Source organism: Stenotrophomonas sp. Iso1 (assembly GCF_027497995.1).
GTDB lineage: Bacteria > Pseudomonadota > Gammaproteobacteria > Xanthomonadales > Xanthomonadaceae > Stenotrophomonas.
Window position 1 is genome coordinate 69,139 of sequence record NZ_JAODBT010000002.1, and the last position, 23,988, is coordinate 93,126.

22 protein-coding genes are annotated in these 23,988 nt (G+C 62.7%); 15 read left to right on the plus strand and 7 right to left on the minus strand.

Annotated features, from left to right (window positions below; translation table 11 throughout):
* Positions 1–55: 55 nt before the first annotated feature.
* The 10 genes from nudE (at position 56) to PAN08_RS09370 (ending at position 7,683) form a co-directional block, all read left to right on the plus strand.
* A complete protein-coding gene (nudE, locus tag PAN08_RS09325; RefSeq protein WP_269791246.1) occupies positions 56–604 on the plus strand; it encodes an ADP compounds hydrolase NudE in 549 nt (182 codons plus the stop codon).
* Complete coding sequence (gene cysQ, locus PAN08_RS09330) at positions 601–1,407, plus strand: 3'(2'),5'-bisphosphate nucleotidase CysQ (RefSeq protein ID WP_269791247.1); 807 nt, start codon at positions 601–603, stop codon at positions 1,405–1,407. Before nudE ends, cysQ begins: the two co-directional genes overlap by 4 nt.
* A gap of 74 nt (positions 1,408–1,481) precedes the next feature.
* Complete coding sequence (mazG, locus tag PAN08_RS09335) at positions 1,482–2,300, plus strand: nucleoside triphosphate pyrophosphohydrolase (RefSeq protein ID WP_269791248.1); 819 nt, start codon at positions 1,482–1,484, stop codon at positions 2,298–2,300.
* Positions 2,297–2,620 carry a YnfA family protein gene (locus PAN08_RS09340; protein ID WP_269791249.1) on the plus strand — a complete coding sequence of 108 codons (324 nt, stop codon included), beginning with the start codon at positions 2,297–2,299 and terminating at the stop codon, positions 2,618–2,620. Before mazG ends, PAN08_RS09340 begins: the two co-directional genes overlap by 4 nt.
* Before the next feature lie 40 nt (positions 2,621–2,660).
* Positions 2,661–2,963 (plus strand): DUF962 domain-containing protein, encoded by a 303-nt coding sequence (locus PAN08_RS09345; RefSeq protein ID WP_269791250.1) that lies wholly within the window; start codon positions 2,661–2,663, stop codon positions 2,961–2,963.
* Positions 2,964–3,109: 146 nt separating this feature from the next.
* Positions 3,110–4,081, plus strand: coding sequence for an SPFH domain-containing protein (locus PAN08_RS09350; RefSeq protein WP_269791251.1), 972 nt, complete (start codon positions 3,110–3,112; stop codon positions 4,079–4,081).
* 3 nt (positions 4,082–4,084) lie between these two features.
* Positions 4,085–4,516, plus strand: coding sequence for an NfeD family protein (locus PAN08_RS09355; protein ID WP_269791252.1), 432 nt, complete (start codon positions 4,085–4,087; stop codon positions 4,514–4,516).
* Positions 4,517–4,605: 89 nt separating this feature from the next.
* Positions 4,606–5,712, plus strand: a complete 1,107-nt coding sequence (gcvT, locus tag PAN08_RS09360; RefSeq protein ID WP_269791253.1) for a glycine cleavage system aminomethyltransferase GcvT — start codon at positions 4,606–4,608, stop codon at positions 5,710–5,712.
* A 90-nt stretch (positions 5,713–5,802) separates the two neighbouring features.
* Complete coding sequence (gcvH, locus tag PAN08_RS09365) at positions 5,803–6,198, plus strand: glycine cleavage system protein GcvH (RefSeq protein ID WP_269791254.1); 396 nt, start codon at positions 5,803–5,805, stop codon at positions 6,196–6,198.
* Positions 6,199–6,861: 663 nt separating this feature from the next.
* A complete protein-coding gene (locus PAN08_RS09370) occupies positions 6,862–7,683 on the plus strand; it encodes a hypothetical protein (protein WP_269791255.1) in 822 nt (273 codons plus the stop codon).
* A gap of 467 nt (positions 7,684–8,150) precedes the next feature.
* Here the strand turns inward: PAN08_RS09370 and PAN08_RS09375 are convergent, their stop codons facing one another.
* Entirely contained in the window at positions 8,151–9,563 is a 1,413-nt protein-coding gene (locus tag PAN08_RS09375; protein WP_269791256.1) for a serine hydrolase domain-containing protein, read from the minus strand.
* A 79-nt stretch (positions 9,564–9,642) separates the two neighbouring features.
* Between PAN08_RS09375 and PAN08_RS09380 the strand changes: the two genes are divergently transcribed.
* Both PAN08_RS09380 and PAN08_RS09385 read left to right on the plus strand, forming a co-directional pair.
* On the plus strand, positions 9,643–10,248 hold the full coding sequence (locus PAN08_RS09380; protein WP_269791257.1) for a LemA family protein: 606 nt from the start codon (positions 9,643–9,645) through the stop codon (positions 10,246–10,248).
* A gap of 97 nt (positions 10,249–10,345) precedes the next feature.
* Positions 10,346–12,241 carry a M48 family metallopeptidase gene (locus tag PAN08_RS09385; protein ID WP_269791258.1) on the plus strand — a complete coding sequence of 632 codons (1,896 nt, stop codon included), beginning with the start codon at positions 10,346–10,348 and terminating at the stop codon, positions 12,239–12,241.
* An 80-nt stretch (positions 12,242–12,321) separates the two neighbouring features.
* Here the strand turns inward: PAN08_RS09385 and PAN08_RS09390 are convergent, their stop codons facing one another.
* A complete protein-coding gene (locus PAN08_RS09390) occupies positions 12,322–13,917 on the minus strand; it encodes a choline dehydrogenase (protein ID WP_269791259.1) in 1,596 nt (531 codons plus the stop codon).
* A gap of 135 nt (positions 13,918–14,052) precedes the next feature.
* Between PAN08_RS09390 and PAN08_RS09395 the strand changes: the two genes are divergently transcribed.
* Both PAN08_RS09395 and PAN08_RS09400 read left to right on the plus strand, forming a co-directional pair.
* Positions 14,053–15,402, plus strand: coding sequence for an MFS transporter (locus PAN08_RS09395; protein ID WP_269791886.1), 1,350 nt, complete (start codon positions 14,053–14,055; stop codon positions 15,400–15,402).
* A 50-nt stretch (positions 15,403–15,452) separates the two neighbouring features.
* Positions 15,453–15,800 carry a DUF1304 domain-containing protein gene (locus PAN08_RS09400; RefSeq protein ID WP_269791260.1) on the plus strand — a complete coding sequence of 116 codons (348 nt, stop codon included), beginning with the start codon at positions 15,453–15,455 and terminating at the stop codon, positions 15,798–15,800.
* Positions 15,801–15,829: 29 nt separating this feature from the next.
* Here PAN08_RS09400 and PAN08_RS09405 read toward each other — a convergent pair whose 3' ends face one another.
* The 4 genes from PAN08_RS09405 to PAN08_RS09420 all read right to left on the minus strand — a co-directional run bounded on the left by PAN08_RS09405 (position 15,830) and on the right by PAN08_RS09420 (position 20,141).
* Complete coding sequence (locus PAN08_RS09405) at positions 15,830–16,234, minus strand: hypothetical protein (protein WP_269791261.1); 405 nt, start codon at positions 16,232–16,234, stop codon at positions 15,830–15,832.
* A 6-nt stretch (positions 16,235–16,240) separates the two neighbouring features.
* The gene (locus tag PAN08_RS09410; RefSeq protein WP_269791262.1) at positions 16,241–16,720 is read right to left on the minus strand and encodes a hotdog fold domain-containing protein; all 480 of its coding nucleotides are present in this window, start codon (positions 16,718–16,720) and stop codon (positions 16,241–16,243) included.
* 65 nt (positions 16,721–16,785) lie between these two features.
* Positions 16,786–19,260 (minus strand): acyl-CoA dehydrogenase, encoded by a 2,475-nt coding sequence (locus PAN08_RS09415; protein WP_269791263.1) that lies wholly within the window; start codon positions 19,258–19,260, stop codon positions 16,786–16,788.
* A complete protein-coding gene (locus tag PAN08_RS09420; RefSeq protein ID WP_269791264.1) occupies positions 19,257–20,141 on the minus strand; it encodes an alpha/beta hydrolase in 885 nt (294 codons plus the stop codon). Before PAN08_RS09420 ends, PAN08_RS09415 begins: the two co-directional genes overlap by 4 nt.
* Before the next feature lie 187 nt (positions 20,142–20,328).
* Between PAN08_RS09420 and PAN08_RS09425 the strand changes: the two genes are divergently transcribed.
* Complete coding sequence (locus PAN08_RS09425; protein WP_269791265.1) at positions 20,329–20,931, plus strand: TetR/AcrR family transcriptional regulator; 603 nt, start codon at positions 20,329–20,331, stop codon at positions 20,929–20,931.
* Positions 20,932–21,068: 137 nt separating this feature from the next.
* Here PAN08_RS09425 and PAN08_RS09430 read toward each other — a convergent pair whose 3' ends face one another.
* Positions 21,069–23,909 (minus strand): TonB-dependent receptor, encoded by a 2,841-nt coding sequence (locus PAN08_RS09430; protein ID WP_269791266.1) that lies wholly within the window; start codon positions 23,907–23,909, stop codon positions 21,069–21,071.
* Between the last annotated feature and the right edge of the window lie 79 nt (positions 23,910–23,988).

Here is a 23,988-nt window from a genome sequence, read left to right on the forward strand (position 1 = left end):
CGTATCAGCCAATGCGCATTCTATCGGTCGTCTGCATTCTTGCCGGGGGCGATGCATGACCCGCCCGCTGCCGTTGATTCACAAAGTCGTGGAAGAACACATCGGCCCGTTCCGTCAGGAGCAGCTGGATCTGGAGTTTTCCAACGGTGAGCGTCGCCATTTCCAGCGGCTGGTTAGTGGCGGACATGGTGCGGTGGTGGTGGTGCCAATGCTCGACGACGAAACCGTACTGCTGGTGCGTGAGTACGCTGCCGGCCTGCACCGTTATGAATTGGGATTGGTGAAGGGCCGCATTGATGCCGGCGAAAACCCGTTGCAGGCCGCCGACCGCGAGCTGAAGGAAGAGGCCGGCTACGGCGCACGACAGCTGGATATATTGCGCACTCTCACCTTGGCGCCCACGTATATGAGCCATCAGTCATCGCTGGTGGTAGCGCGCGATCTTTATCCAGAGCGCCTGCCCGGCGACGAGCCGGAGGAGCTGGAAGTGGTGCCATGGAAGTTGGCTGAACTGGACAAATTGATGCTGCGCGAAGATTTCTCCGAAGGCCGATCGCTGGCGGCGTTGTTCATTGCCCGTGAGTGGTTGGGGAGCCAGCGGTGAGCGGCCTGGACGCGGTGCTACGTGAGCGCGTGATCGAGATTGCCGAGCAGGCAGGCGCGGCGATCATGCAGGTCTACGCCAGCGGTTTCGATATCGAACAAAAGGCCGACGACAGCCCGGTGACCACCGCCGATCTGGCTGCGCACCGGCTGATCGTGCAGGGCCTGACGCAGCTGACCCCGGACATCCCGGTGCTGTCCGAAGAATCGGCACAGGTGGCGTGGGAAACCCGGCGGCAGTGGCAGCGCTACTGGCTGGTCGACCCGCTCGACGGCACCCGCGAGTTCATCAAGCGCAATGGCGAGTTCAGCGTGAACATCGCGCTGATTGATGGCGGCACGTCGGTATTCGGCGTGGTGCAGGCGCCGGTCACCGGGCTGGTCTGGCATGCCGAGCGCGGCGCAGCGGCGTACCGTCGCGAAGGTCAGCAACAGGACGCGATCAGCACACGCGTGCCTCCGGCGGTGCCACTGCGGGTGGCGGCCAGCCGCTCACATCGCAGCGAGCGTACCCAGACGCTGTTGGCGCGGATGGGAGAGATCGAGCTGATCGCACAGGGTTCGTCTTTGAAGTTCTGCCGCATCGCCGAGGGCACGCTGGACGTATACCCGCGACTGGGGCCGACCAGTGAATGGGACACCGCCGCTGGCCAGTGCGTACTGGAAGCCGCTGGTGGTGTGCTGCTGGCGGCCGACAGTGGTTTGCCGTTCCAGTACAACCAGCGCCCGCGCCTGCTCAATGGCGACTTTGTCGCCTTGGGTGATGCAACGTTGCCATGGCAGGACTGGGTGGCAGGGCTGTAAGTCTTGCCGCCCCGGATTGCGAATGTTTCAAGCGCCGGCATCAGCCGGCGCATTGCTGATGAGGGTGAGGTGATATGTCCGAATTGAACGATATCCAGTCGTTGTTGAAGATCATGGCGCGTCTGCGCGACCCACGCGATGGCTGCCCATGGGATCTGGAGCAGGACTTCGCCAGCATCGCCCCGTACACGGTGGAAGAAGCCTACGAAGTGGCCGACGCCATCGACCGCAATGATCTGGTCGACCTCAAGGACGAACTCGGTGACTTGCTGCTGCAGGTGGTGTTCCATGCGCAGATGGCCAGCGAGCAGGGCGCCTTTGACTTCGGCGACGTGGTGGCGGCGATCAGTAACAAGATGGTCCGCCGCCATCCGCATATCTTCGGCGACGCTCAGGTTGGCGACGCTGCGGAGGTTCTGACCAACTGGGAAGAAATCAAACGGCATGAGCGCGCCGCCAAGGGCGAGCAGGACACCTCGGCGCTGGCCGGCATTTCGCGCGGCCTGCCGGAATGGCAGCGTGCGACCAAGCTGCAGTCGCGTGCCGCCCGCACCGGGTTCGATTGGCCCGATGCAACGCCGGTGTTGGACAAGCTGCGCGAGGAGATCGACGAAGTACAGGCTGAATTCGAAGCCGGCCCGGTCGCCGACAACCAGGCGCGGCTGCAGGAAGAACTCGGCGATGTGTTGTTCGTCTGCGCCAACCTTGCACGCCACGCCAAGGTGGATGTCGGCACTGCACTGCGCCAGGCCAACCATAAATTCGAGCGCCGCTTCCGCGCGATGGAAGCCTTGGCTGCAGCGCAGGGCGATGAGATGGGAGCCATGACGCTGGAGCAGCAGGAAGCGTTGTGGCAGTCGGTCAAGCGCGATGAGAACGCGGGCGCGCCATGAAAACCGCACTCCTGTTCATGCTGACTGCGTTGGCCGAAATCATCGGCTGCTATCTGCCGTGGTTGTGGCTGCGCAAGCAGGGCAGCCCGTGGTTGTTGGTGCCGGCGGCGGCTTGCTTGGCACTGTTCGCGTGGTTGTTGACGTTGCATCCCACCGCGACGGGCCGTGTCTATGCCGCTTACGGCGGCGTCTATGTCTGCGTGGCGCTGTTGTGGTTGTGGCTGGTGGATTCGGTCAAGCCGTCGCGTTGGGACCTGTTGGGCGGCGGCCTGTGCCTGTTGGGGATGGCGGTGATCATGTTCGCGCCACGCAGCAACTGAAGGTCGTATTCTCACGCCGGGATGCCCGGGAGCAGACGCCATGCCGCAGTTCAGCAGTTTCCGCCAGTTCTATCCTTATTACCTGCAGGAGCATCGCAACACGGTGTGCCGACGGCTGCACTTCATCGGTAGCTGGGGCGTGCTTGCGTGCTTGGCGATGGCGCTTTGGCAGGGGAGTGGTAGCTGGTTGCTGGCAGCGCTGCTCTGCGGTTATGGCTTCGCCTGGGTGGGCCATTTTTTCTTTGAGAAAAACCGGCCGGCCACCTTCAGTCACCCTTTCTATTCATTCGTGGGTGACTGGGTGATGTTCGTCGACATCCTGCGTGGGCGCGTGGCGATCTAGCCTGCCAACCGTTGCCCGGGCTGCAAGCCCATTCAGCAGTATTTTGGTGAATGCAGCCAGCCGCTTCGCAATGGGCAATGGACACGAATCGCCGCCTCCAGCGGATAGCTATACTCGGCCAAACATCACAGGGTGGGAGCAGGCATATGGGCGGTGGCGCAGGGGTTCTGGCATTGGTCGTGGTGGTGGCGGGCATCATCATTCTGTTCAAGACGGTGCGGATGGTGCCGCAGGGCTATGAGTGGACCGTGGAGCGCTTCGGCAAGTACACGCATACGATGACGCCCGGCCTGCATTTCCTGATTCCGGTCGTGTACGGCGTGGGCCGCAAGATCAACATGATGGAACAGGTGCTGGATGTGCCCAGCCAGGACGTCATCACCAAGGACAACGCGGTGGTGCGCGTGGACGGCGTGGTGTTCTTCCAGGTGCTGGATGCCGCCAAGGCCGCTTATGAAGTCGCCCATCTGGAAGTGGCGATGATCGCGCTGGTGCAGACCAATATCCGCACCGTGATCGGTTCGATGGACCTGGACGCATCGCTGAGCCAGCGCGAAACCATCAACGCGCAGTTGCTCGGTGTCGTCGACCAGGCCACCAATCCGTGGGGCGTCAAGGTCACCCGTATCGAGATCCGCGACATCCAGCCGCCGCGTGACCTGATTGATTCAATGGCGCGGCAGATGAAGGCCGAGCGCGAGAAGCGTGCCCAGATCCTGGAAGCGGAAGGTCTACGTCAAGCCGCCATCCTGCGTGCCGAGGGTGAAAAGCAGGCCGTGGTGCTGGACGCCGAAGGCCGCAAGGAAGCTGCATTCCGCGATGCCGAAGCGCGTGAGCGTCAGGCCGAAGCCGAAGCCACGGCGACCACGCTGGTGTCCCAGGCCATCGCGCAGGGGGATGTACAGGCGATCAACTACTTCATCGCGCAGAAGTACGTGGAAGCCTTCGGCAAGCTGGCCAGTTCGCCCAACCAGAAGCTGGTGTTGATGCCGATGGAAGCCACGGGCGTGATCAGCTCCATTGCCGGTGTAGCCGAGTTGGCCAAGGAGGCGTTCGCCAAGCAGGAAGAGCGTAGACCCGCCGCGTCACGCGGCAACCCGCCACCGCTGGAGCGCTGAGTCATGCGTTGGGAAGTCGTGATCTGGGCCGCATTGGCGGTAACACTGTTTGCTGCCGAAGCGTTGGCTCCCGGCGCATTCATGCTGTGGATGGGCTTCGCTGCCGCTGCGGTGTTCCTGACCGTGTGGGCGTTCGAGGGCATGACCGTGCTGCTGCAGGTCATCCTGTTTGTGGTGCTGAGTTTCGTATCCATCCAGGTCTACCGCACCTGGTTCCGCAAGCGTGGGCGTCAAAGCGAACAGCCGCTGCTCAATCGCCGCGCCGAGCAACTGGTCGGCCGCGTGGTGGTCCTTGAACAGGCCATTGCCGATGGCATTGGTCGCGCGAAAATCGACGACGCCTTCTGGGTGGTCGCTGGCCCGGATCTCCCCAGCGGCAGCCGCGTGCGGGTGGTTGCGGTGGATGGCATGACCTTGAAAGTCCAGCAGGCCTGACCTGCCTGCGGCACGCCGTGTGGCGGTGCCGCAGGTTTTACCGGTAACCATCTGGGATAATGGCGCACCCCTTTTTTAGTGGAACGGCCATGACCCTGAAAACCCTGCTCAATGAAACCCACCGCTCGCTCGGCGCCAAGATGGTCGACTTCGGCGGTTGGGACATGCCGATCCACTACGGTTCGCAGATCGATGAACATCACCTGGTGCGTAACGCCGCTGGCATGTTCGACGTCAGCCACATGACCGTGGTTGACCTGAAGGGCGCGCGCACCCGCGAGTTCCTGCGCCACCTGCTGGCCAACTCCATCGACAAGGTCAAGGTCACCGGCAAGGCGCTGTACTCCTGCATGCTCAACGCGCAGGGTGGGGTGATCGATGACCTGATCGTGTACTTCCTGGCCGATGATTTCTTCCGCATGGTGGTGAACGCGTCCACCCGCGAGAAGGACCTGGCCTGGATTCGCCAGCACGCCGCTGCGTTCGATGTTGAAGTTGTCGAGCGCGAAGACCTGGCCATCATCGCCGTGCAGGGGCCGCAGGCCCGCGCGCTGGTCGCCGGCCTTGTCGCCGAATCCGATCGCGCCGCGCTGGACAAGCTGGGCCGATTCGCGGCACTGGATGTCACCTCCACCGACGGCGCGCCGCTGTTTGTCGCGCGCACCGGTTACACGGGTGAGGACGGTTATGAAGTGCTGCTGCCGCAGAGTGCTGTCGTCGCTTTCTGGAACGCACTGCATGCTGCCGGTGTTAAGCCTGCCGGCCTGGGCGCGCGCGACACGCTGCGTCTGGAAGCTGGCATGAATCTTTATGGTCAGGACATGGACGAAGCCGTTAGTCCTTACGAAGCCGCACTGTCCTGGACGGTAACGCTCGATGAAGGGCGCGAGTTCATTGGCCGCCCGGTACTGGAGGCGCAGAAGGCCGCCGGCAACGCACGTCAGATGATCGGCGTGGTGATGGACGACAAGGGCGTGTTGCGCCACGGGCAGAAGGTGCTCACCGCCAATGGCGAGGGTGAAATCCTGTCGGGTACATTCTCGCCGACGCTGGGCAAGGCTATCGCCTTTGCACGGGTGCCTGCGGGCGAGCTGAGCGACGTGCGCGTGGACATCCGTGGCAAAGAAGTGCCGGTGCGCGTGGTGAAGTTCCCGTTCGTGCGCGACGGCCAGGCGCAGGCTGGTATCAACCTTTGATCTTTGTAAGACCGGGCGCAGGCGCTACCCTGCGCTCGGTTCGTTAAACTAGCGTTCCATCCCGACCACCGCTTTTTTCGGAGCAGTTCCATGAGCGAGATCCCTGGCGACCTCAAATTTCTCAAGTCCCACGAGTGGGCCCGTGCCGAAGGCAACGGCCGCGTCACCGTTGGTATTTCCGACCACGCCCAAGGCTTGCTGGGCGACCTGGTCTACGTCGAGCTGCCGGGTGTCGGTGACACCGTGCAGGCCGGCAACGGCGCTGCCGTGGTCGAGTCGGTGAAGGCAGCGTCGGACGTGTACAGCCCGGTGTCCGGCACCGTGGTCGAAGTCAACGAAGCGGTAACCGACAAGCCGGAGACCATCAACGAAGATGCGTACGGCGACGGCTGGCTGTTCGTCGTCGAGCTGTCCGACCCGGCGCAGTTGAACGACCTGCTGGGTCCGGACGACTACGCGCAGATGCTGGAAGACGACGAGCACTAAGCTCCTCGTGTGCCAGAAAACGGTCGCCTTTGGGCGGCCGTTTTTTTTTGCCCGCAGCCGCGTTGCCGGAGATAAGCCGGACGCAGCGCATGTGCTTGAAACCGTCGTGGATGTCATCGCGTTGCGTCTGCCCCCATGCAACGGATGTCATCACCATGTGACGAAAGTCGGCAGGTACAGCACGTGTGATGCATGCCGGGAACGGAGCATGAGCTGATGCATCGGACGACAGGAGGTCGTGTCGCCGCCGGTCGGAGGTGCAAAAATTTCTGCGCAAAACGATCGCCACACACCGCAATGTATGACCGCCGGATGAAATATTTTCAGGGTGTTGCACGCGGCACTTTGGGTGCGAGAGTGGTGTGGTAAGACATCCTGCAGGGATGTGTGTCTGCATGCACTGCGTTTGTCGCAGCGAAAGAAAAGTGCATATTCCTCGACGTTTTTTTGCATTCGTGTTTTTGTAGAGCACTACAACACGACAACCGCGGGTACTTGTAGGCGGTTGTTGCAAGGCGGGCGAAGGCAGGTGGGTTGGCGGCTGTCAGAAAAAAAATACAGAAAGACGGTTGACAGTAAAAAAAACCGTGATTAGGTTTCGCCCAGCAGACCTTTCCTGCGGAAGCGAGTGAGCCGGATCAACATTCAGACGCGAAGCACAACTTGGACGTCCGCCAGGATCTCTTTAATGGTGGAGCAGGACTCGCTTCCTTCCGCGAAACACCCCCCCGAATCAGACATGGCACCCGCAGCGGGAACCGATGCGGGTGTTTCTGTATCCGTCACGACGCGCCAGACGCGTCGTCGGTCCTCCGCGGTCCGCCGCGGATTTGCTTCAACTGGGCATTTCAATTCCATAGATCACTGACGAGGAACCATCCCATGGCTACGAAAAAAGCTGCTAAAAAGCCGGCCGCCAAAAAGGCGGTAAAGAAAGTTGCCAAGAAGGCTGCTGTGAAGAAGGTTGCCAAAAAGGCAACCGCCAAGAAGGCAGTGAAGAAGGTCGCCAAGAAGGCCACCGCCAAGAAGGCAGTCAAGAAGACTGCAAAGAAGGCAGTGAAGAAGACCGTCAAGAAGGCTGCTGCCAAGAAGACCGTCAAAAAGGCTGCGGCCAAGAAGACCGTCAAGAAGGCCGCCAAGAAGACCGCTAAAAAGGCCGTGAAGAAGACTGTCAAAAAGGCTGCGGCCAAGAAGACCGTCAAAAAGGCTGCCAAGAAAGTAGCCAAGAAGGCCGTAAAGAAGACCGTCAAGAAGGCTGCGGCCAAGAAGACCGTCAAAAAGGCTGCCAAGAAAGTAGCCAAGAAGGCTACTGCCAAGAAGACCGTCAAGAAGGCTGCGGCCAAGAAGACTGTCAAGAAGGCCGTAAAGAAGGTTGCCGCCAAGAAGCCGGCTGCCAAGAAGGTCGCTGCGAAGAAGAAGCCGGTCGCCCGCAAGAAGAAGGCGGCTCCGGTCGCGCTGCCGGCTACCCCGGCGCCGCTGATCTGATCCAGCTCCAATAGCAACACCTGAAACTCCTTCCCCGACTGCCCAGCGGGGAGGGAGTTTTTTTATGTGTGGACGCCGTTGCCGAGTAGCGCAGGCCCGGACGGCCGGGTCACATCGTGCTGCTGAGCCATGCTCCGCAGAAGTGTGTCGCCGGTGAGCGCCAACACGGCAAGGCCGCACTCCACCACACCGACAGCATCAGGATGGGTATCCCGGAATCTCGACTGTGCTGTGCGCGCCCGTGCTGCAGATTGCCGCGGCAGTCCGAGGCCTGTTCGACAGAGGCTTTGCCAGGGCGGTGCCGACGCAGCAGGAGTGCGCTCCAAAGAGGGGAAGCGGAACTGGCATTGCAGCGTGTGCCGCTGTTGCCTACTCCGGCTATCTCGCTGTTGAGAGCATCCAATGACAGGTACAAAAAAGGGCGGCCAATTGGTCGCCCTTTGTCTGTGCAGTTGAGCCGCCGTCACTCAGCGTGGTGAGGCCACTGCACGGTCGGATGAAGCGCCCTTCTTGCCGCCGCGTGTTGGTGCGGCATCTTCGGCCATCAGGTTGTCGCTGCCGAAGTCGGTGTCCACATCCAACCAACGCTGGGTGGGCAGACCGATGGCACGATCAAGAATGGTTGGCATCAGCCCAGACGGCAGGCTGCTTTCGCCGTTCCACATTACCGCGATGCCGAGGTCGCGCTCCGGTAGCAGTGCCACCAGTCCGCGATAACCCTGGACCGCACCGGCATGGAACACCACCGGATGACCGGAGTAATCAAACACGCGCCAGCCCAATGCGTAGCCGGCCGAATCCAGGCGCTGGTGACGCCAGCCCGAGCGCATCTCCCCCGGCGTGTTGACCAGCGGTGCATGCAGTGTGGCCAGCAGCGGCGCCGGCAATACGTCGGGGCGGTGACCGGTGTGGGCCAGCAACCACTGCGCCATGTCGCTGGCGCTGGCATTGACGCCAGCGGCCGGCGCTACGCGGTAGTAGGTGGGCTTGGGCGTCAGCGAGACCCAGCCGTTGCGGCTGCGCACATGCGGGCGTGCCCAGCGCGAGCTGGCCTGGATGCCAGCCAGGCCGAGGCTGGCATCGTTCATGCCCAATGGCTTGAGCAGGCGCTTTTCCACGGCCTGCTCATAGAAGTTGCCAGAGGCAGCAAACACCACATCGCCAATCAGGCTGAAGGCGACGTTCTGGTAGGCATAGCAATCGCCGGGTTCGCACTTGAGCGGGGCATTGGCGAGCTTCTGGGTGAGCGTGTAGTAGTCCGTGTTGGCTTCGACATCGCGGTCATAGGCGTTGTACGACAGGCCGACGCGGTGGCTGAGTACGTCAGCGACGGTCAGTCGGCTGGTGGCTTCGGGCGTGGCCAGATGGAAGCCGGGGACATAGTCGGTGACCTTGCTGTCCCAGCGCAGGGTGCCGTCGTTGACCAACAAGCCCGCCATGGTGCCGGCGAAAGCCTTGGACAGCGACGCCAGGCGGAACACGGTATGGGCATCTACCTGCTGCGGATTGCTGATGTCGGTAACGCCATAGCCGCGCGCGGACAGGATGCGACCGTTCTGCACGATGGCCATCGCCATGCCGGGGACGCGGTTGCCATAGGTCAGCTGCTCGGCCAACGCCTCGATGGCAGCGACATTGAATTCGGTAGGTAGTGGCTGCACCTGGTCGGGCCGCAACGCGGTGCGATAGGGCATCGGTTGCGTGGGCGACTGTGCCGGTGCGTTTTCCAGGTTTACCGGCAATGCGGTGGCCGGTGCGGTGGCGGGCAGGCTTACCTGGGTAGGCGTCTGCGCGGTCGATGACAATGCAAAGGGCATCAATACCCCCAGCAACCCCGATGCAACCGGGCGAATATGCCGGCGCCTGCTGTTGTCTTTCATCGTGATCGGTGCCTGTAAGCTACTGCTGGCATGGATTCTAGCGCTGCTTTTTACGATTGCACAAACGGGGAGAGGATGAATGGGCATCACTTTGATATTTCTTGTTTTTCTTGTGGTGGTTATCGCAGTTATCGCCGTGGGGATCGGCATCTATAACGGGCTGGTGCGCTCCCGCAACACTTATAAGAACGCGTTTGCCCAGATTGACGTGCAATTGCAGCGCCGCTTTGACCTGATCCCCAACCTGGTGGAGACCGCCAAGGCCTATATGGGCCACGAGCGGCAGACGCTGGAAGCCGTGATTGCGGCACGCAGCGCTGCGCAGTCAGGTTTGGCGGCGGCCAAGGCTGATCCCGGTGATGCGGCAGCGATGGCGCAGTTGGCTGCGTCGCAAGGGCAGTTGAACAGCGTGCTGGGGCGGCTGATGGCGGTAGCCGAGGCCTACCCGGACCTCAAGGCCAACCAGAACATGATGCAGCTGAGCGAAGAGCTGGCCAGCACCGAGAATCGCGTGGCATTCGCGCGGCAGGCTTATAACGATGCGGTGATGGGTTACAACAATCGCCGCGAAACATTCCCGGCCAATGTGTTTGCCGAGATGTTCAATTTCAGCACTGCCGCGTTGCTGGATATTCCGCTGGAGAAGCGTGAGCAGGTGCGCGAAGCCCCCCAGGTCCAGTTCTGAGCTACGGCAGCCGAGCGCGCTGCGGCGCACTGTTGCGGTCGGGGAGCTGCAGGGGGAAGGAATGAATTTTTTTGAACACCAGGCACAGGCGCGGCGGATGTCAACGCGCCTGTTGCTGTTGTTTGCCATGGCGGTTGTGGCGATCGTCGCCATGGTTGATGCGCTGCTGTTGGTGACTGGCGCCAGTCACCAGGCGATATTCGGGTGGAGCGTGCTCACGCTGGCGGTGATTGGGTTCTCCTCGCTGTACCGCATCTCCAGCCTGCGCGGAGGTGGCGAAGCTGTGGCGGTGCAGATGGGTGGCACCGAAGTGCCGGCGAGCAGTGCCGATCCTGCGCTGCGGCGGCTGCGCAATGTGGTAGAGGAAATCGCCATCGCCTCCGGCGTGCCGATGCCACGCTTGTATGTGCTGGAGCAGGAGCCGGGCATCAATGCATTCGCGGCGGGTTATTCGCCGGCTGATGCGGCCATCGCGGTGACGCGTGGCACGCTGGACCGGCTCAATCGTGATGAGCTGCAGGGCGTGATAGCCCATGAGTTCAGCCACATTCTCAATGGCGACATGCGCTTGAACATCCGCCTGATGGGCGTGTTGTTCGGCATTTTGATGATCAGCGTGATCGGCAAGCGCGTGCTGCTGCACATGAGCGTCGGTTCGCGCGGGCGCGGTGGACGCACGTTGGGGCCGGTGGTGGCCCTGTTGGTGGTGGGCGTGGTTGCGATCGCCATCGGCAGCATCGGCGTGTTCTTCGGCCGTTTGATCAAGGCGGCGGTGTCGCGTCAGCGTGAAATCCTGGCCGATGCGTCGGCGGTGCAGTTCACCCGGCAGACTCAGGGGTTGGCCGGCGCCTTGAAGAAGATTGGCGGTCTGCCGGAAGGCTCGCACTTGGGCAATCGTGCCGATGCCGAGGAGGTCAGCCACATGCTGTTCGGCGAGGGCCTGGGGTTCTCGCGTTGGTTTGCCACGCATCCCCCTTTGGTTGAACGCATCCAGCGGCTGCAACCTTCATTTCGCCCCGCTCAGCTGCAGGTGCTGCGCGGCAACTGGTTGGCGGCACCGCCCGATGGTCTTGCCGAAGACCGCGCGCTGGGGCTGGCCATGCATTACGCACCGAGCGTGGATGCGGTACTGCCTGCTGCGTTGTCAGGTACGCCGAATCGGGTGCGGGTGGATCCTGCGAAGGTTGCCGCGCAGGTAGCCGCGCCGGCCGACGATGATTTCCAACAGGCAGTGCGCCTTGCCGGCAATCTACCGGCGGGATTGCGCGAGTTGGCACGTGACCGTGAGGCCGCGCCTGCGTTGTTGCTGGCGCTGTTGCTCGACAGTGATGCACAGGTGGCAGCGCGTCAGTGCGAGGCCGTCCGGGTGCAACTGGGGGCGTTACAGGCGCAACGCACGCAGGAACTGGCCGCTGGCCCACTGCGTGACCTGCACGCGGCGTTGCGGTTGCCGATGGCGACATTGGTGTTCCCGACGTTACGCAGCTTGCCGCGCCCGCAACTGCAGGCCTTCGTGAAGTGCATCGACGCACTCACGCATGCTGATGGACGCATCTCGCTGTTCGAGTACTGCCTGTCGCGCTTGTTGCAGGTGCAGGTGCAGGCAGCGTTGGAGCCGTCCAAGCATCTGCACTTCGGTCGCCGCAAGGTGGTTGGGGTACGTCGGGAGTTCGCGACGTTGCTGGCCGTGGTGGCGCGCGCGGGGAATCCGGGCGACGAAGCCGGCGCGCGTCGCGCTTACCTGGCCGGGCTGCAGCGCATCCTGCCGCAGGACCACCTGCCTTACGCACCGCCGCCCAACGGTGTGTTGGCATTGGACGCGGTGTGGGAGCCATTGGACGCACTGGATCCGCTGGCAAAGCAACTGCTGGTCGAATCGGTGACAGCCACCGTCAGCCACAACCAGCGCGTGAATGTGGCCGAGGCCGAACTGCTGCGCACCATCTGTGCGACGTTGCATTGTCCGTTGCCGGCCTTGCTCCAGGTGGCGTGAGCGACGGCGGCGGTGCAGTGCCGATGCATCATCCCCAGCATGTGTTTCCCAAGAGGGTGACAGCGGAGCCTGGCTTCGCGTTACGGGCCGTTGTCATCAAGAATCAGGCTGGCCGCGCGCTCGGCGATCATGATGGTTGGTGCGTTGGTGTTGCCGCTGATCAGGGACGGCATCACCGAGGCGTCGACCACGCGTAGGCCGTCAATGCCGCGTACCCGCAGTTGCGGATCGACGACGGCGGTGTCATCGCTGCCCATGCGGCAGGTGCCGATCGGGTGATAGATGGTTTCCGCCTTGGCGCGAATGAAGGCTTCCAGACCGGCGTCATCCAGGTCGTCGCGCTCGGGAAACAGCGGCGCCTTGCGCCAGGGAGTAAATGCAGGCTGCTGCAGAATGTCGCGGCTTAGACGCGCTGCCTCGATCATCATCTTCAGGTCGAAACCCTCGGCATCGCTCAGGTAGTTGGCGTGGATGCGTGCCGGCATCCGTGGGTCGCTGTTGGCCAGCGCGATATGGCCACGACTGCGCGGGTGCAGGTAACAGGCGTGCAGTGTGTAGCCGTCACCGGGCAGTCGATGGCGGCCGTGGTTGTCGAGCATGGCCGGGACGAAATGGAACTGGATGTCGGCCCGTTCGTCCGGGGCGTAGCGCGAGCGCACGAAGCCACCGGCCTCGGCCACGTTGCTGGTGCCGGCGCCGCGATGACCACGCAGGAAGTAGTCAAAGCCGATCTTCAACTCGCTGATGCGGTCATAGCTGACGCCGGGCACGGTGCGGTAGAGCGTGCAGATATCGAGGTGATCCTGCAGGTTGGCGCCAACGCCAGGTTGATCGAGCTGCACGTCGATACCCTGCTCGCGCAGGTGATCGGCAGGGCCGATGCCCGACAACATCAACAGTTGTGGTGAATTGATCGCGCCGGCACTGAGCAACACCTCGCGTGTTGCCTGGAAATGCTGGCGCTGGCCACCCATGTGCAGCACCACGCCGGTGGCGCGGCCGTTGTCGACTTGCACCCGCTCGACCTGCACACCGGTGAGCACCCGCAGGTTGCGGCGCTGGCGCACCGGGGCCAGATAGGCGGCCGCCGACGAGCAACGCGCGCCATCTTTCTGGGTGACTTGGTACAGCCCCACACCTTCGTGTCGTGGGCCGTTGAAGTCGATGTTGAGCGCATGACCGGCTTGCTGGCCGGCTTCGATGAAGGCATGGCTGAGTGCATTGACGTGGCGCAGGTCGGCAACGTGCAGCGGTCCATCGTGGCCATGCAATGCATCGGCACCGCGTGTGTTGCCCTCGCTATGACGGAACCAAGGCAGCACGTTGTCCCAGGCCCAGTCGACGGCGCCTGCCTCCGCCCAACGGTTGTAGTCCCCAGGTACGCCACGCACGTAGCACATGGCGTTGATCGAGCTGGAGCCCCCCAGCACCTTGCCGCGTGGCCACCACAGGCGGCGGTTGTCCAGGGCCGGTTCCGGCTCCGTGTCGTAGCTCCAGTTGACCCGGCGGTTGTTGACCAGATGGGCCAGACCCGCAGGCATATGGATGAAGGGGTGCCAGTCGCGCGGCCCGGCTTCAATCAGCAGTACCCGCAGCTGCGGGTCGGCGCTGAGCCGGTTGGCCAGTACACAACCGGCCGAGCCGGCGCCGACGATGATGTAGTCGAATTCCTTCACGACGTCTCCCTTTCAATACCTTGCAGGATAGAACGGCGTGTTGTTGCCTGACATCACCGCCCGCACTGGCGATGTTGCGGTGCATTAGATAACTTACGCGCTTCGCAGCCCCCCGGAGTTCCCGATGTCGCCGTCCTGTCGTCACCCGCTTGCCCGGGGTGCTGCATGAGCGCCGCTGGTCGAACCCTGCGGCTGAGGCAGGCGCTGCGCGAGTCCCCGGCGCTGTTGTGGTCGTTCCTGTACTTCTTCTGCCTGCTCAGCGGCTACTACGTGCTGCGCCCGGTGCGCGAGGCCATGGCTGCCTCGTCGGACATGCAGACCTTGTTTCCCCAGCCGCTGATTGACTGGTTTGCCGGCCACGGCATCGCGCTGCAGGACTTCACACTGCAGTTCCTGTTCTCCTGCGTGTTCGTGATCATGCTGGTGCTGCAGCCACTGTATGGCTGGCTGGTCAGCCGATACCCGCGGCGGGTGTTCCTGCCGCTGGTATATGGCTTCTTCATCGTCACCCTGCTCGTGTTCTACGCCATGTTCAACGCTGGCGTGCCGGGCCGTGGCATGGCGTTCTTCTTCTGGATTGCCGTCTACAACCTGTTCGCGGTGGCAGTGTTCTGGAGCTTCATGGCCGATGTGTTCTCCAACGCACAGGCCCGCGCCTATTACGGCTATATCGGTGCGGCCGGTACGTTGGGGGCATTCCTTGGCCCGCTCATCACCAGCACCCTGGTGCAGCGGGTAGGTATCGCCAACCTGATGCTGGTTTCAGCCGGCTTCCTGCTGGCCTGCATGCTGTGCATCTGGCGGCTGCGGCCATGGGCGGTGCTGCGTGAGCGCGAACAGAAGCTGGTTGACGGCGAGCAGCCGATGGGCGGAAGCGTGATCGACGGCCTGAAGCTGATCGCACGCGAACCCCTGCTGCGCTGGCTGACCTTGTTGGTGGTGTTCGGCGTGGGTGTGGGCACCATGTTGTACAACGAGCAAGCGTCCATCGTGCGCCGCATGATCACCGACCCCGCGGCCAGCACCGCGTTTTATTCGCGCATTGATCTGGCAGTGAACGCACTGACCTTGGTCGTGCAGCTCGGGCTCACCCGCTGGCTGCTGTCGCGCTTCGGCATCGCGCCGGCGTTGTTGATTCCGGGTTTCGCGATCATCGTCGGCTTCTCGGTATTGGCCGCTTCGCCGCTGCCGTTGATGGTGGCGATGGTGCAGGTGATGACCCGTGCCAGCGAGTTCTCGCTGGGCAAGCCGGCGCGCGAGACCATCTACACCCGCGTGGACCGGCAATGGCGCTACAAGGCCGGCGCGGCCATCGATACCGTGTTTTACCGTGGCGCGGACATCACCTTCGCCTGGGTACACAAGGGCTTGTCGCTGTTCGGCTCGCATGTGGTGTTTGCCGGAGGCACGCTGGTGGCGATATTGATGACACTGTCGGCGCTGGGTGTGTTGCGTGAGGAAAAGAAGCTGCCCCGCGATCGCTGAATGCAGCGGCGCGTCACCTTGTCGTTGATGACCTGAAGGAAGCCACGTCCATGACCTTGCTCGCGCTGCTGCTGACCGTACTGGTCGCCGTTCTACACGTGTACTTCCTGGTGCTGGAGATGTTCCTGTGGACGCGCCCGCTGGGGCTGAAGACGTTCCGCAATTCGCCGGAGAAGGCCGAGACAACCCGCGTGCTGGCAGCCAACCAAGGGTTGTACAACGGCTTCCTCGCGGCCGGGATCATCGCCGGCCTGACGCTTGGCCAACCGGTGCTGGTGACGTTTTCGCTGATCTGCGTGGTGGTGGCTGGTGCCTATGGTGCGTGGACGGTGAGCCCGCGCATCTTCTACATCCAGGCTGTGCCGGCGATTCTCGCGCTGGTGTTGCGGGTGCTCTGAAGGCGGCGTTGTTCGATGAGCGCCGCAGCTCAGCGGCTGATGGCGCGCATGAAGCCCAGCCACATCGGCACCGTGTGCAGCGCCGCGCCCAGCACGAACAGGCCCGTCAGCAGATGCACGCGCCAGTCGTTGATACGCAGGAAAACGAACTGCTCAATCGTGCGGCCCACCCAGAACAGCGCCATGAAGCACAGCAGGACCAACCCCAGACGCGTGTCGACCAGGTCCGAGGTGAACGTCAGTGCGATCACCCCCATTCCCAGGAACACGTAGATCACGCGCAGATTGAGGATCTGCATGATCGCGCGGTTGGCGACGCTGATTTGGGCAAGCGCGCGCTTCCAGCCGAACAGCCGCCAGAACGCCAGATGGAACACGGCAAAGCCCAGGCTGTGAACGCCTGCAAGGCGCACCAGCAATTCAGCGGTCGTCATGTTCCATCAGCCTGTGCGAGAGGGGCGCGGTGACACCCACATCGCGATGGTCGCATGGAACACCTCAACCCCCGCCGCGTCGGTCACGCTGACCTTAACCGGCAGGTCGTAACCGGCGGTCGCGCTGACGATGGGCAGCGCCGGCGTCGCTACCGCCTTCAAGGTGCCCAGCGCCTTGGCCTGGTATTTCACTTCCATGCCTTTGGGAATCCAGCGCATGTCGGCGGGCAGCGTGGCATCGACCATCACGCCGGCGACCAGTTCGGCGAGGTTGCACATGGCGATCGCATGCACTGTGCCGAGGTGGTTGTTGATGCGCCGGCGGTGCCGGATCACGCCCTCGCAGCGGCTCGGCTCCAACAGCGTGATCGTCGGCGAGATGCTGGCGAAGTAGGGCGCCTTGAAGCACACCGCACGCGAGAACAACCAGTTCCCGGCCGGCCAGCGGATGAAACGTCGGTACAGCGAAAGCAGCGGAGCGGCCATGAGCAGGATTCCTGATATGAAAACGGCGGGCACAAGGCCCGCCGTTGGTGTCGCGTTGCGGGAGCTTACGCCGCCTGCTGCGGGCGCTGCTTGCCCGGCAGGTCGTAGTAGCCGGCCGAACGCAGTTCGTGCGGTTCGAAGTCGTCCACGGTGATCGTGTCCATGGTGAGTTCGCGCAGCTCTTCCAGCAGCTTGCGCTCGTCCTGGGTGATCACGCCTTCGGCCACGGCCTCGTCCAGCTGGGTGGCGAAGGTCAGTGCCTCAATGCCCTTGGTCTTCAGCGCCTTGATGAACTTGCGCTCCACCGGCTCGGCCATGATCGCCTTGGACAGATAGCTGTTGATGCGGCCACCCGGGTTGTTCTCGCACGGGGTCATGAACACGCCGTGCGCCAGGCGGTCACGCGCTTCGTTCGGAGCCATCAGCGTGGCAGCAACGCGGCGGCTCAGGCGATCGCCCGGGGCCTCAGCGCGACGGCCAAACGGGAAAATCAGCGCCCACATCAGCCAGCCGATCGGACGGATCGGGAAGTTGCGCAGCGCCGCCGACAGCGCCTCTTCGATCTTGTGTGCACTGTCGTGGAAGGCCCAGGCCAGCAGCGGCTGGTCGGCCTGCGGTGCGCCTTCGTCGTGGTAGCGCTTGAGCATGGCGCTGGTCATGTAGATGTGGCTGAGCACATCACCCAGACGACCCGACAGCGACTCCTTGAACTTCAACTTGCCGCCCAGCGTCATCATCGAGATGTCGGCCATCAGCGCCAGGTTGGCCGAATAGCGGTCCAGCTTGCGGAAGTAGCGGCGGGTGTATGCATCACCCGGTGCAGAACCAACGCGCGCGCCGGTCAGGCCGAACCAGAACGAGCGCGCGGCGTTGGAAATACCGAAGCGCACGTGTCCGAACAGCGCCTTGTCGAACTCACGCAGGCCGGTCTTGCGGTCTTCGTCCTGCGCGGCCTTCATTTCCTTCAGCACCCACGGGTGGCAGAGGATTGCGCCCTGGCCGAAGATCAGCAACGAGCGGGTCATGATGTTGGCGCCTTCCACCGTGATGGCGATCGGTGCAGCCTGCCAGTTGCGGCCGGCGAAGTTGCGCGGCCCCAGGATGATGCCCTTGCCGCCGATCACGTCCATCACATCCGCGATGACCTCGCGGCTCATGTTGGTGCAGTGATACTTGGCAATGGCCGACGGCACCGATGGCACGTCGCCACGGTCAACGGCTGCAGCGGTTGCCTGCGACAGTGCGCTGATCTTGTAAGCCTTGCCGCCGATGCGGGCCAGCGCTTCTTCCACACCTTCAAAGCGGCCGACCGACAGGCCGAACTGCTTGCGGATGCGCGCATAGGCACCGGTCACGACTGCACCGGCCTTGGCACCGCCAGACGCGGTCGAAGGCAGGGTGATGGAGCGGCCCACGGCCAGGCACTCGTTGAGCATGTTCCAGCCAAGGCCACGCTTCTCGGCACCGCCGATCAGCTGTTCCATCGGGATGAACACGTCCTTGCCGCGGATCGGGCCGTTCTGGAAGGTGGAGTTCAGCGGGAAATGGCGACGGCCGATTTCAACGCCGTCGGTGTCACGCGGCAACAGGGCCAGGGTGATGCCGATGTCCTTGGTATCGCCCAGCAGGCCGTCCGGGTCGTACATGCGGAACGCCATGCCGATCAGCGTGGCGACGGGCGCCAGCGTGATGTATCGCTTGTCGAAGGTGAGCTTCAGGCCCAGTACTTCCTCCCCCTTCCACATGCCCTTGCAGACGATGCCGAAGTCGGGAATCGATGTCGCATCCGAACCGGCGAACGGACCGGTCAGGCCGAAGCAGGGTACTTCCTGGCCGATGGCCAGACGCGGCAGGTAGTAGTCCTTCTGTGCCTGCGTGCCGTAGTGGTTGAGCAGTTCACCCGGGCCCAGCGAGTTGGGTACGCCAACGGTGGAACTGACCACGCTGGAAACCGAGGCCAGCTTCTGGATCACCTTGTGGTGCGCCAGCGCACTGAAACCCAGGCCGCCGTATTCCTTCGGAATGATCATGCCGAAGAACTTGTTCTTCTTGATGAACTCCCACATCTCCGGCGGCAGGTCCGCGTGCACGTGGGTGATCTCGAAATCGTTGGTCATCGCGCACAGTGCTTCCACCGGGCCATCCAGGAAGGCCTGTTCTTCGGCGGTGAGCTGCGGCTTGGGATAGTTGAGCAGGATGTTCCAGTCCGGGTCGCCGGTGAACAGCTCACCCTCGAAACCGACCGAGCCGGTTTCCAGTGCGATGCGTTCGGTCTTGGACAGCGGCGGCAGCACTTTGCGGAACACGCCCATGAACGGTGCGGTGATCAGCGGCTTGCGCAGGAACGGTAGCAGCACCGGCACACTGACCAACGCGAGGATGGCGGCGGCCACGATGATTGCGGTTTGGTTGATGCCTGCAAACCAGCAGGCAGCCAACAACGCTGCGCTGACCAGGGTCCAGACGACGAGCCGCATGCGGTGGTAGGCGACAAAAGCACCTACCAACAGCAGGGCCAGGAAGGGAACGACAATGCTCATTGACTTGCTCCGGTAACGTGCTCGGTTCGGGCGGACGCTGCAGCCGAAGGCAGGGCGTCCAAGTAGTTCAACACGGCGGTGGTAAACGCGTTGTTGTCATCGCCGGCCACCATGTGAGTGGCGTCGGGCAGATGCACATGCTGTGCGTGCGGTACCAGCGTCATGAATTCTTCAACGGTCTTTGGTGAGACCAAGTCACTGCGGCCGCCGCTGATCAGCAGCAACGGGCATTCCACCCGGCGCGCAGCCTCAGCGATGGCGTCTTGGTGCTGCTCGCTGTCACGCGCCAGTTCGTCCACCAGACGTGGATCCCAATGCCAGTTCCAGCGGCCATCGTCGGTCAGGCGCAGCAGGGCGCGCAGTGATTCCTCACTTTTACGTGGGCGGTGCGGCATGTACGTGGCAATGCTGTCAGCAGCGGCTTCCAGCGAGGCGAAGCCATCTGGATGAGCACTCATGAACGCGAGGATGCGCTCGACGCCACGGGTTTCCCAGCGCGGGGTGATGTCTACCAGCACCATTGCGGAGAACAGGCCGGGCCAGCGTGATTCGGCCATCAGCCCGAACAGCCCGCCCATCGAGGCAGCAACCAGCACTGGCGGGCTGCGCAATTCACCAGCAACGACGATCAAGTCATCGGTGAACTGGTCACCGTGATAGACCAGTCCGGCCGCGTTCCAGTCAGAGCCGCCGTGACCGCGGGCGTCATAGCTGAGCGTGGCATGGCCGGCGGCGGCCATGACGTCAGCGGTCGTGGTCCACGCGCCGCGTGTCTGGCCAAAGCCGTGAGCGAACAAGATGGGTGGCCGTTTGCCGGTAGACCGGGTAGCCGCCAGCCTCGCGCCATTCGCACCTTCAAGACGGATATCTTCGCTACGCATGGAAAAAAAGGAGGTGGATGCCATACGCGATGGTATGGAATGTGGTTGGATGCTGTCAATACTCACCGGTATGGAAGCGGGGCGCATGGCCTGCGGAACGTGCCAGAGGTTCCCGCTGGAGCGCCCGGCATGGCTTTTCGCCACCTGCATACTGCAACCAGTCCCCGCCGTATGGTTAAATCTGCGAATGAACGACACAGCAGCTTCACCTGCGGAGAACCGCAGCGGACGACACAGCCGCCTGAGCGCGGATGACTGGGCGCAGGCCGCCCTCGACATGGTGGCCGAGCAGGGCGTTGGCGCGGTGGCTGTAGAGCCGTTGGCCCGTCGTCTTGGTGTCACCAAAGGAAGTTTTTATTGGCATTTCCCGTCGCGCGATGCGTTGTTGCAGGCGGCATTGGAGCGCTGGGAAGTCGTCGAGCAGCAACAAGTATTCGGCAGCCTCGAAGAAGTGCCGGATCCGCGCACGCGCTTACGCGCGTTGTTCCAGTTGGTCGCGCACGAAGTCACCCCGCACGTGATCTACAGCGAGTTGCTGAAGGCATTGGATAACCCGATGGTGCGCCCGGTCATTGACCGTGTTTCGCAGCGGCGCATGGAATACCTGATTGCCTCTTTTCGTCAGGCTGGCTTGAGTTCCACCGACTCCCGCCACCGCGCACGACTGGCATACGCGGCTTACGTCGGCTTCCTGCAGTTGTCGCTACAGTTGCAGCAACCCAAGCAGGCCCGCGAAGATTTCGAGGCGTATGTCGAGCATGTGATTGAGACGTTGATTCCGGGTAATTGACGGCATAGCGACGAAAAGAAAGGCCGCAGTCTGCTGCGGCCTTTTTTATGTCTGCATGTTTTGCTTGCCTCTTTGTGGCAAAAAAAACCACGGCCCCGAAGGGCCGTGGTCTGTTTCCGGGTTCTAGCTGGCTACGATCAGAACTTCTGGTTGTAGCGCATGTAGAAGAAGCGGCCCGGGATTTCGTACTGCGGGTCGAACGAGTTGGCGAAGGTGGTGTATGCCTTCGGCGGGTCACGATCGAACGCATTGTTCACGCCGACAGTGATCTGGGCGTTCCACGGCGTCTTCCAATAGCCGCTCAGATCGGTGTAGGTCACGCTCGGGATGTGGCGCTGCGGATCAGCCTTGTTGCCACGGCCGATATGGTCCGGATCCGAGCACAGGCGGCCGAAGTTGCCGTTCACGCCGCCGGTGTAGTTCGCACCGGTGCAGTCCTCGACCTGGCTGGAGTAGTAACGGGCCGAGGCGGTTGCGCCGAAGTCACCCATCTGCCAAGCGACCAGCAGGTTGGAGCGGATACGCCAGTAGTTGTCGCGGCTCAGGTAGTTGCCGACGCGGTTGTAGCCTTCGGTCACCGGATCTTCGATGGTGTAGTTGGAGTTGTAGGTGCTGTCCCAAACGAAGGTGAAGGCGCCGAAACGGGTGTCCGGCAGGCGATAACCGACCGTGAAGTCCCAGCCTTCCACTTCCATGGTGCCGACGTTGTTCGGCACGGCCAGCATGTTGGAGATCTGGCCAGTGGAGTCACGGGTGATCATGTCGCAGATCGCGCCCACGCCCTGCGTGTAGCAAGCGTCCAGCATCTGCTGGGCGTTCTGGGCGTAGATGGAGTCTTCGACCTTGATGTTCCACCAGTCGAGCGAGATGTCCAGGCCCTGCACGAAGCTCGGGCTGTAGACGAAGCCCAACGTCTTGGAGACCGAGGTTTCCGGGCCCAGCGTGGTATTGCCGCCAACGGTGGTACGGATCTGCGAGTTGGACTGCGTGTACGCCGGCACGCCAGCGCAGCTGGCCGGAGGCGTGTTCGGATCGGAGCCGATGACGCCGGCGCACGGATCGGCGACGTCTTCAAAGGTGTCGCTCACGCCGGAGAACAGTTCGCTGATCGACGGAGCGCGGAAGCCCTGCGACCAGTTACCACGCACCATCAGGTCGTTGATCGGCTTCCAGCGGAACCCGAACTTGCTGTTAACGGTGTTGCCGAAGTTGCTGTAATCGGAGATACGGCTAGCCACGCTGAAGTCCAGCAGCTGAGCACCGGTCACGCCGGACAGCAGCGGGATTGCCAGTTCCAGGTAGGCTTCGTCGAGCTTGTAGCCACCTGCAGTAGCGGTACGCGAGTTGCCGGTGGTGTCGCCGGAGTTGATCAGGCCGTCCGGATCGTCGAAGCCCGACTCGTCACGGCGCTCAACGCCCGCCGAGAAGGCGAACGCGCCGCCCGGCAGATCGAACAGCTCACCACCGATGTTGGCGTAATAGGTCTTCTGCTCATAACCATAGACGTCGTGCGCGGTGAAACCCGCGTACTTGATCATGTCCGGGGTGATGGAGCCGGCACCGCTGAGCATATTCATCGGTACGCAGCCATCGACCACGTTGGCGGCGGTTCCGCAGCGTGCAACGCCGCCGCCATCAATGAAGGACGGGCCCAGTGCATTGCGCAGCGCGGAGATGTTGAAGAAGCCGGTGGTGATGTCGGTCTGGTCGTTCTTGCCGTAGAACATACCGGCTTCCCAGTTCCAGAAGCGGCTGCCGACTTCGAAGTCACCTTCGAACGCGCCGTTGAAACCGTAGGTCTTGACGTTCTGCTTGTAGATACGACCACCAGTCTCCATCGCGCGGTACTGGATGTAGTCGATGTCGCGGCCGGTTTCGTTGTAGACGTTGTCTTTGCTGATGACGATGTTGGCACCGTTGGTGCCCGGCGCGGCGCGGCCCAGCACGATCGGCATGGCTGCCAGGATCTGCTCGGACTGGCGCTCGTTGTAGGTCACCGTGGTCTTGAAGCGGACGTTGTCGGTGATCGACAGGCCGGCATCGGCAAACAGCGAGGTGCGCTCTTGCGGGGTGACCAGCAGGTTGCCCGGAGCGTGGTTGAAACTGTCGGCCGAAGTGTACGGACGCCAGGTGGCGCCACCGTTGCCGGTGACGAAGTAGCCTGCAGCGCCGTCCGGGCGGGTGGATTCGAACTTCGGCGAGCCGTCGGAATTGGTGCCGGTCTGGCCGAAGTAGCCGAAGCGGCCGTCCGGGGTGGTGCTGCTGTTGCCGGTATTGGGCAGCGAGTTGAAGGCTGGTACTGCGGAGATCGCGCGATCGCCTGCCCAAACGGCCTCTTCCTTGACGTAGCCGACGCCGACGGTGGCATGCCAGCGATCGCCGCTGGAGCCGATGGTGAAGTCATACGACTCGCGCGAGCCGTCGCCCTTGTCGAACTGACCGAAGTAGGCGTTGGCTTCCGCACCGTCGAAGTTCTGGCGCAGGATGATGTTGACCACACCGGCAATGGCGTCCGAGCCGTAAATGGTCGAGGCGCCGTCCTTCAGGACTTCAATGCGTTCGACTGCAGCGGTCGGAATGGTGTTGAGGTCGACTGCACCACCCAAACCGGTGCCACCAACCCAGCGACGACCATTGACCAGGACCAGCGTGCGGCTCGAACCCAGATTACGCAGGTTGACGCGGGTTTCGCCGTTGCCACCGTTGTTGTAGGTGCTGTTGAGGCTGGAACCGTTGGTGCTGATGTTCTGGATGATGTCGCCGATCGAGGTCTGGCCCTGGGCCTGGATCTGTTCGCGGCTCATGGTGAAGACAGGCTGGGAAGTCTCAACGTCGGCGCGCTTGATGCGCGAACCGGTGACTTCGATCTTGTCCAGCGTCTGGGTGGTGTCCTGAGCGAAAGCGGCGCCAGCCGGGAGCACGCTGGCGGCAAGCGCGATGACGACTGCATCGCGCAGCTTGTTGGTCCTGCAATTCATTGGGTTCTCTCTCTCTGCCAAGTGGACTTGGTAAATCCGGGTAGGGCCTCGGGTGGGTTCGAAAGGCGAACTCAAAGCC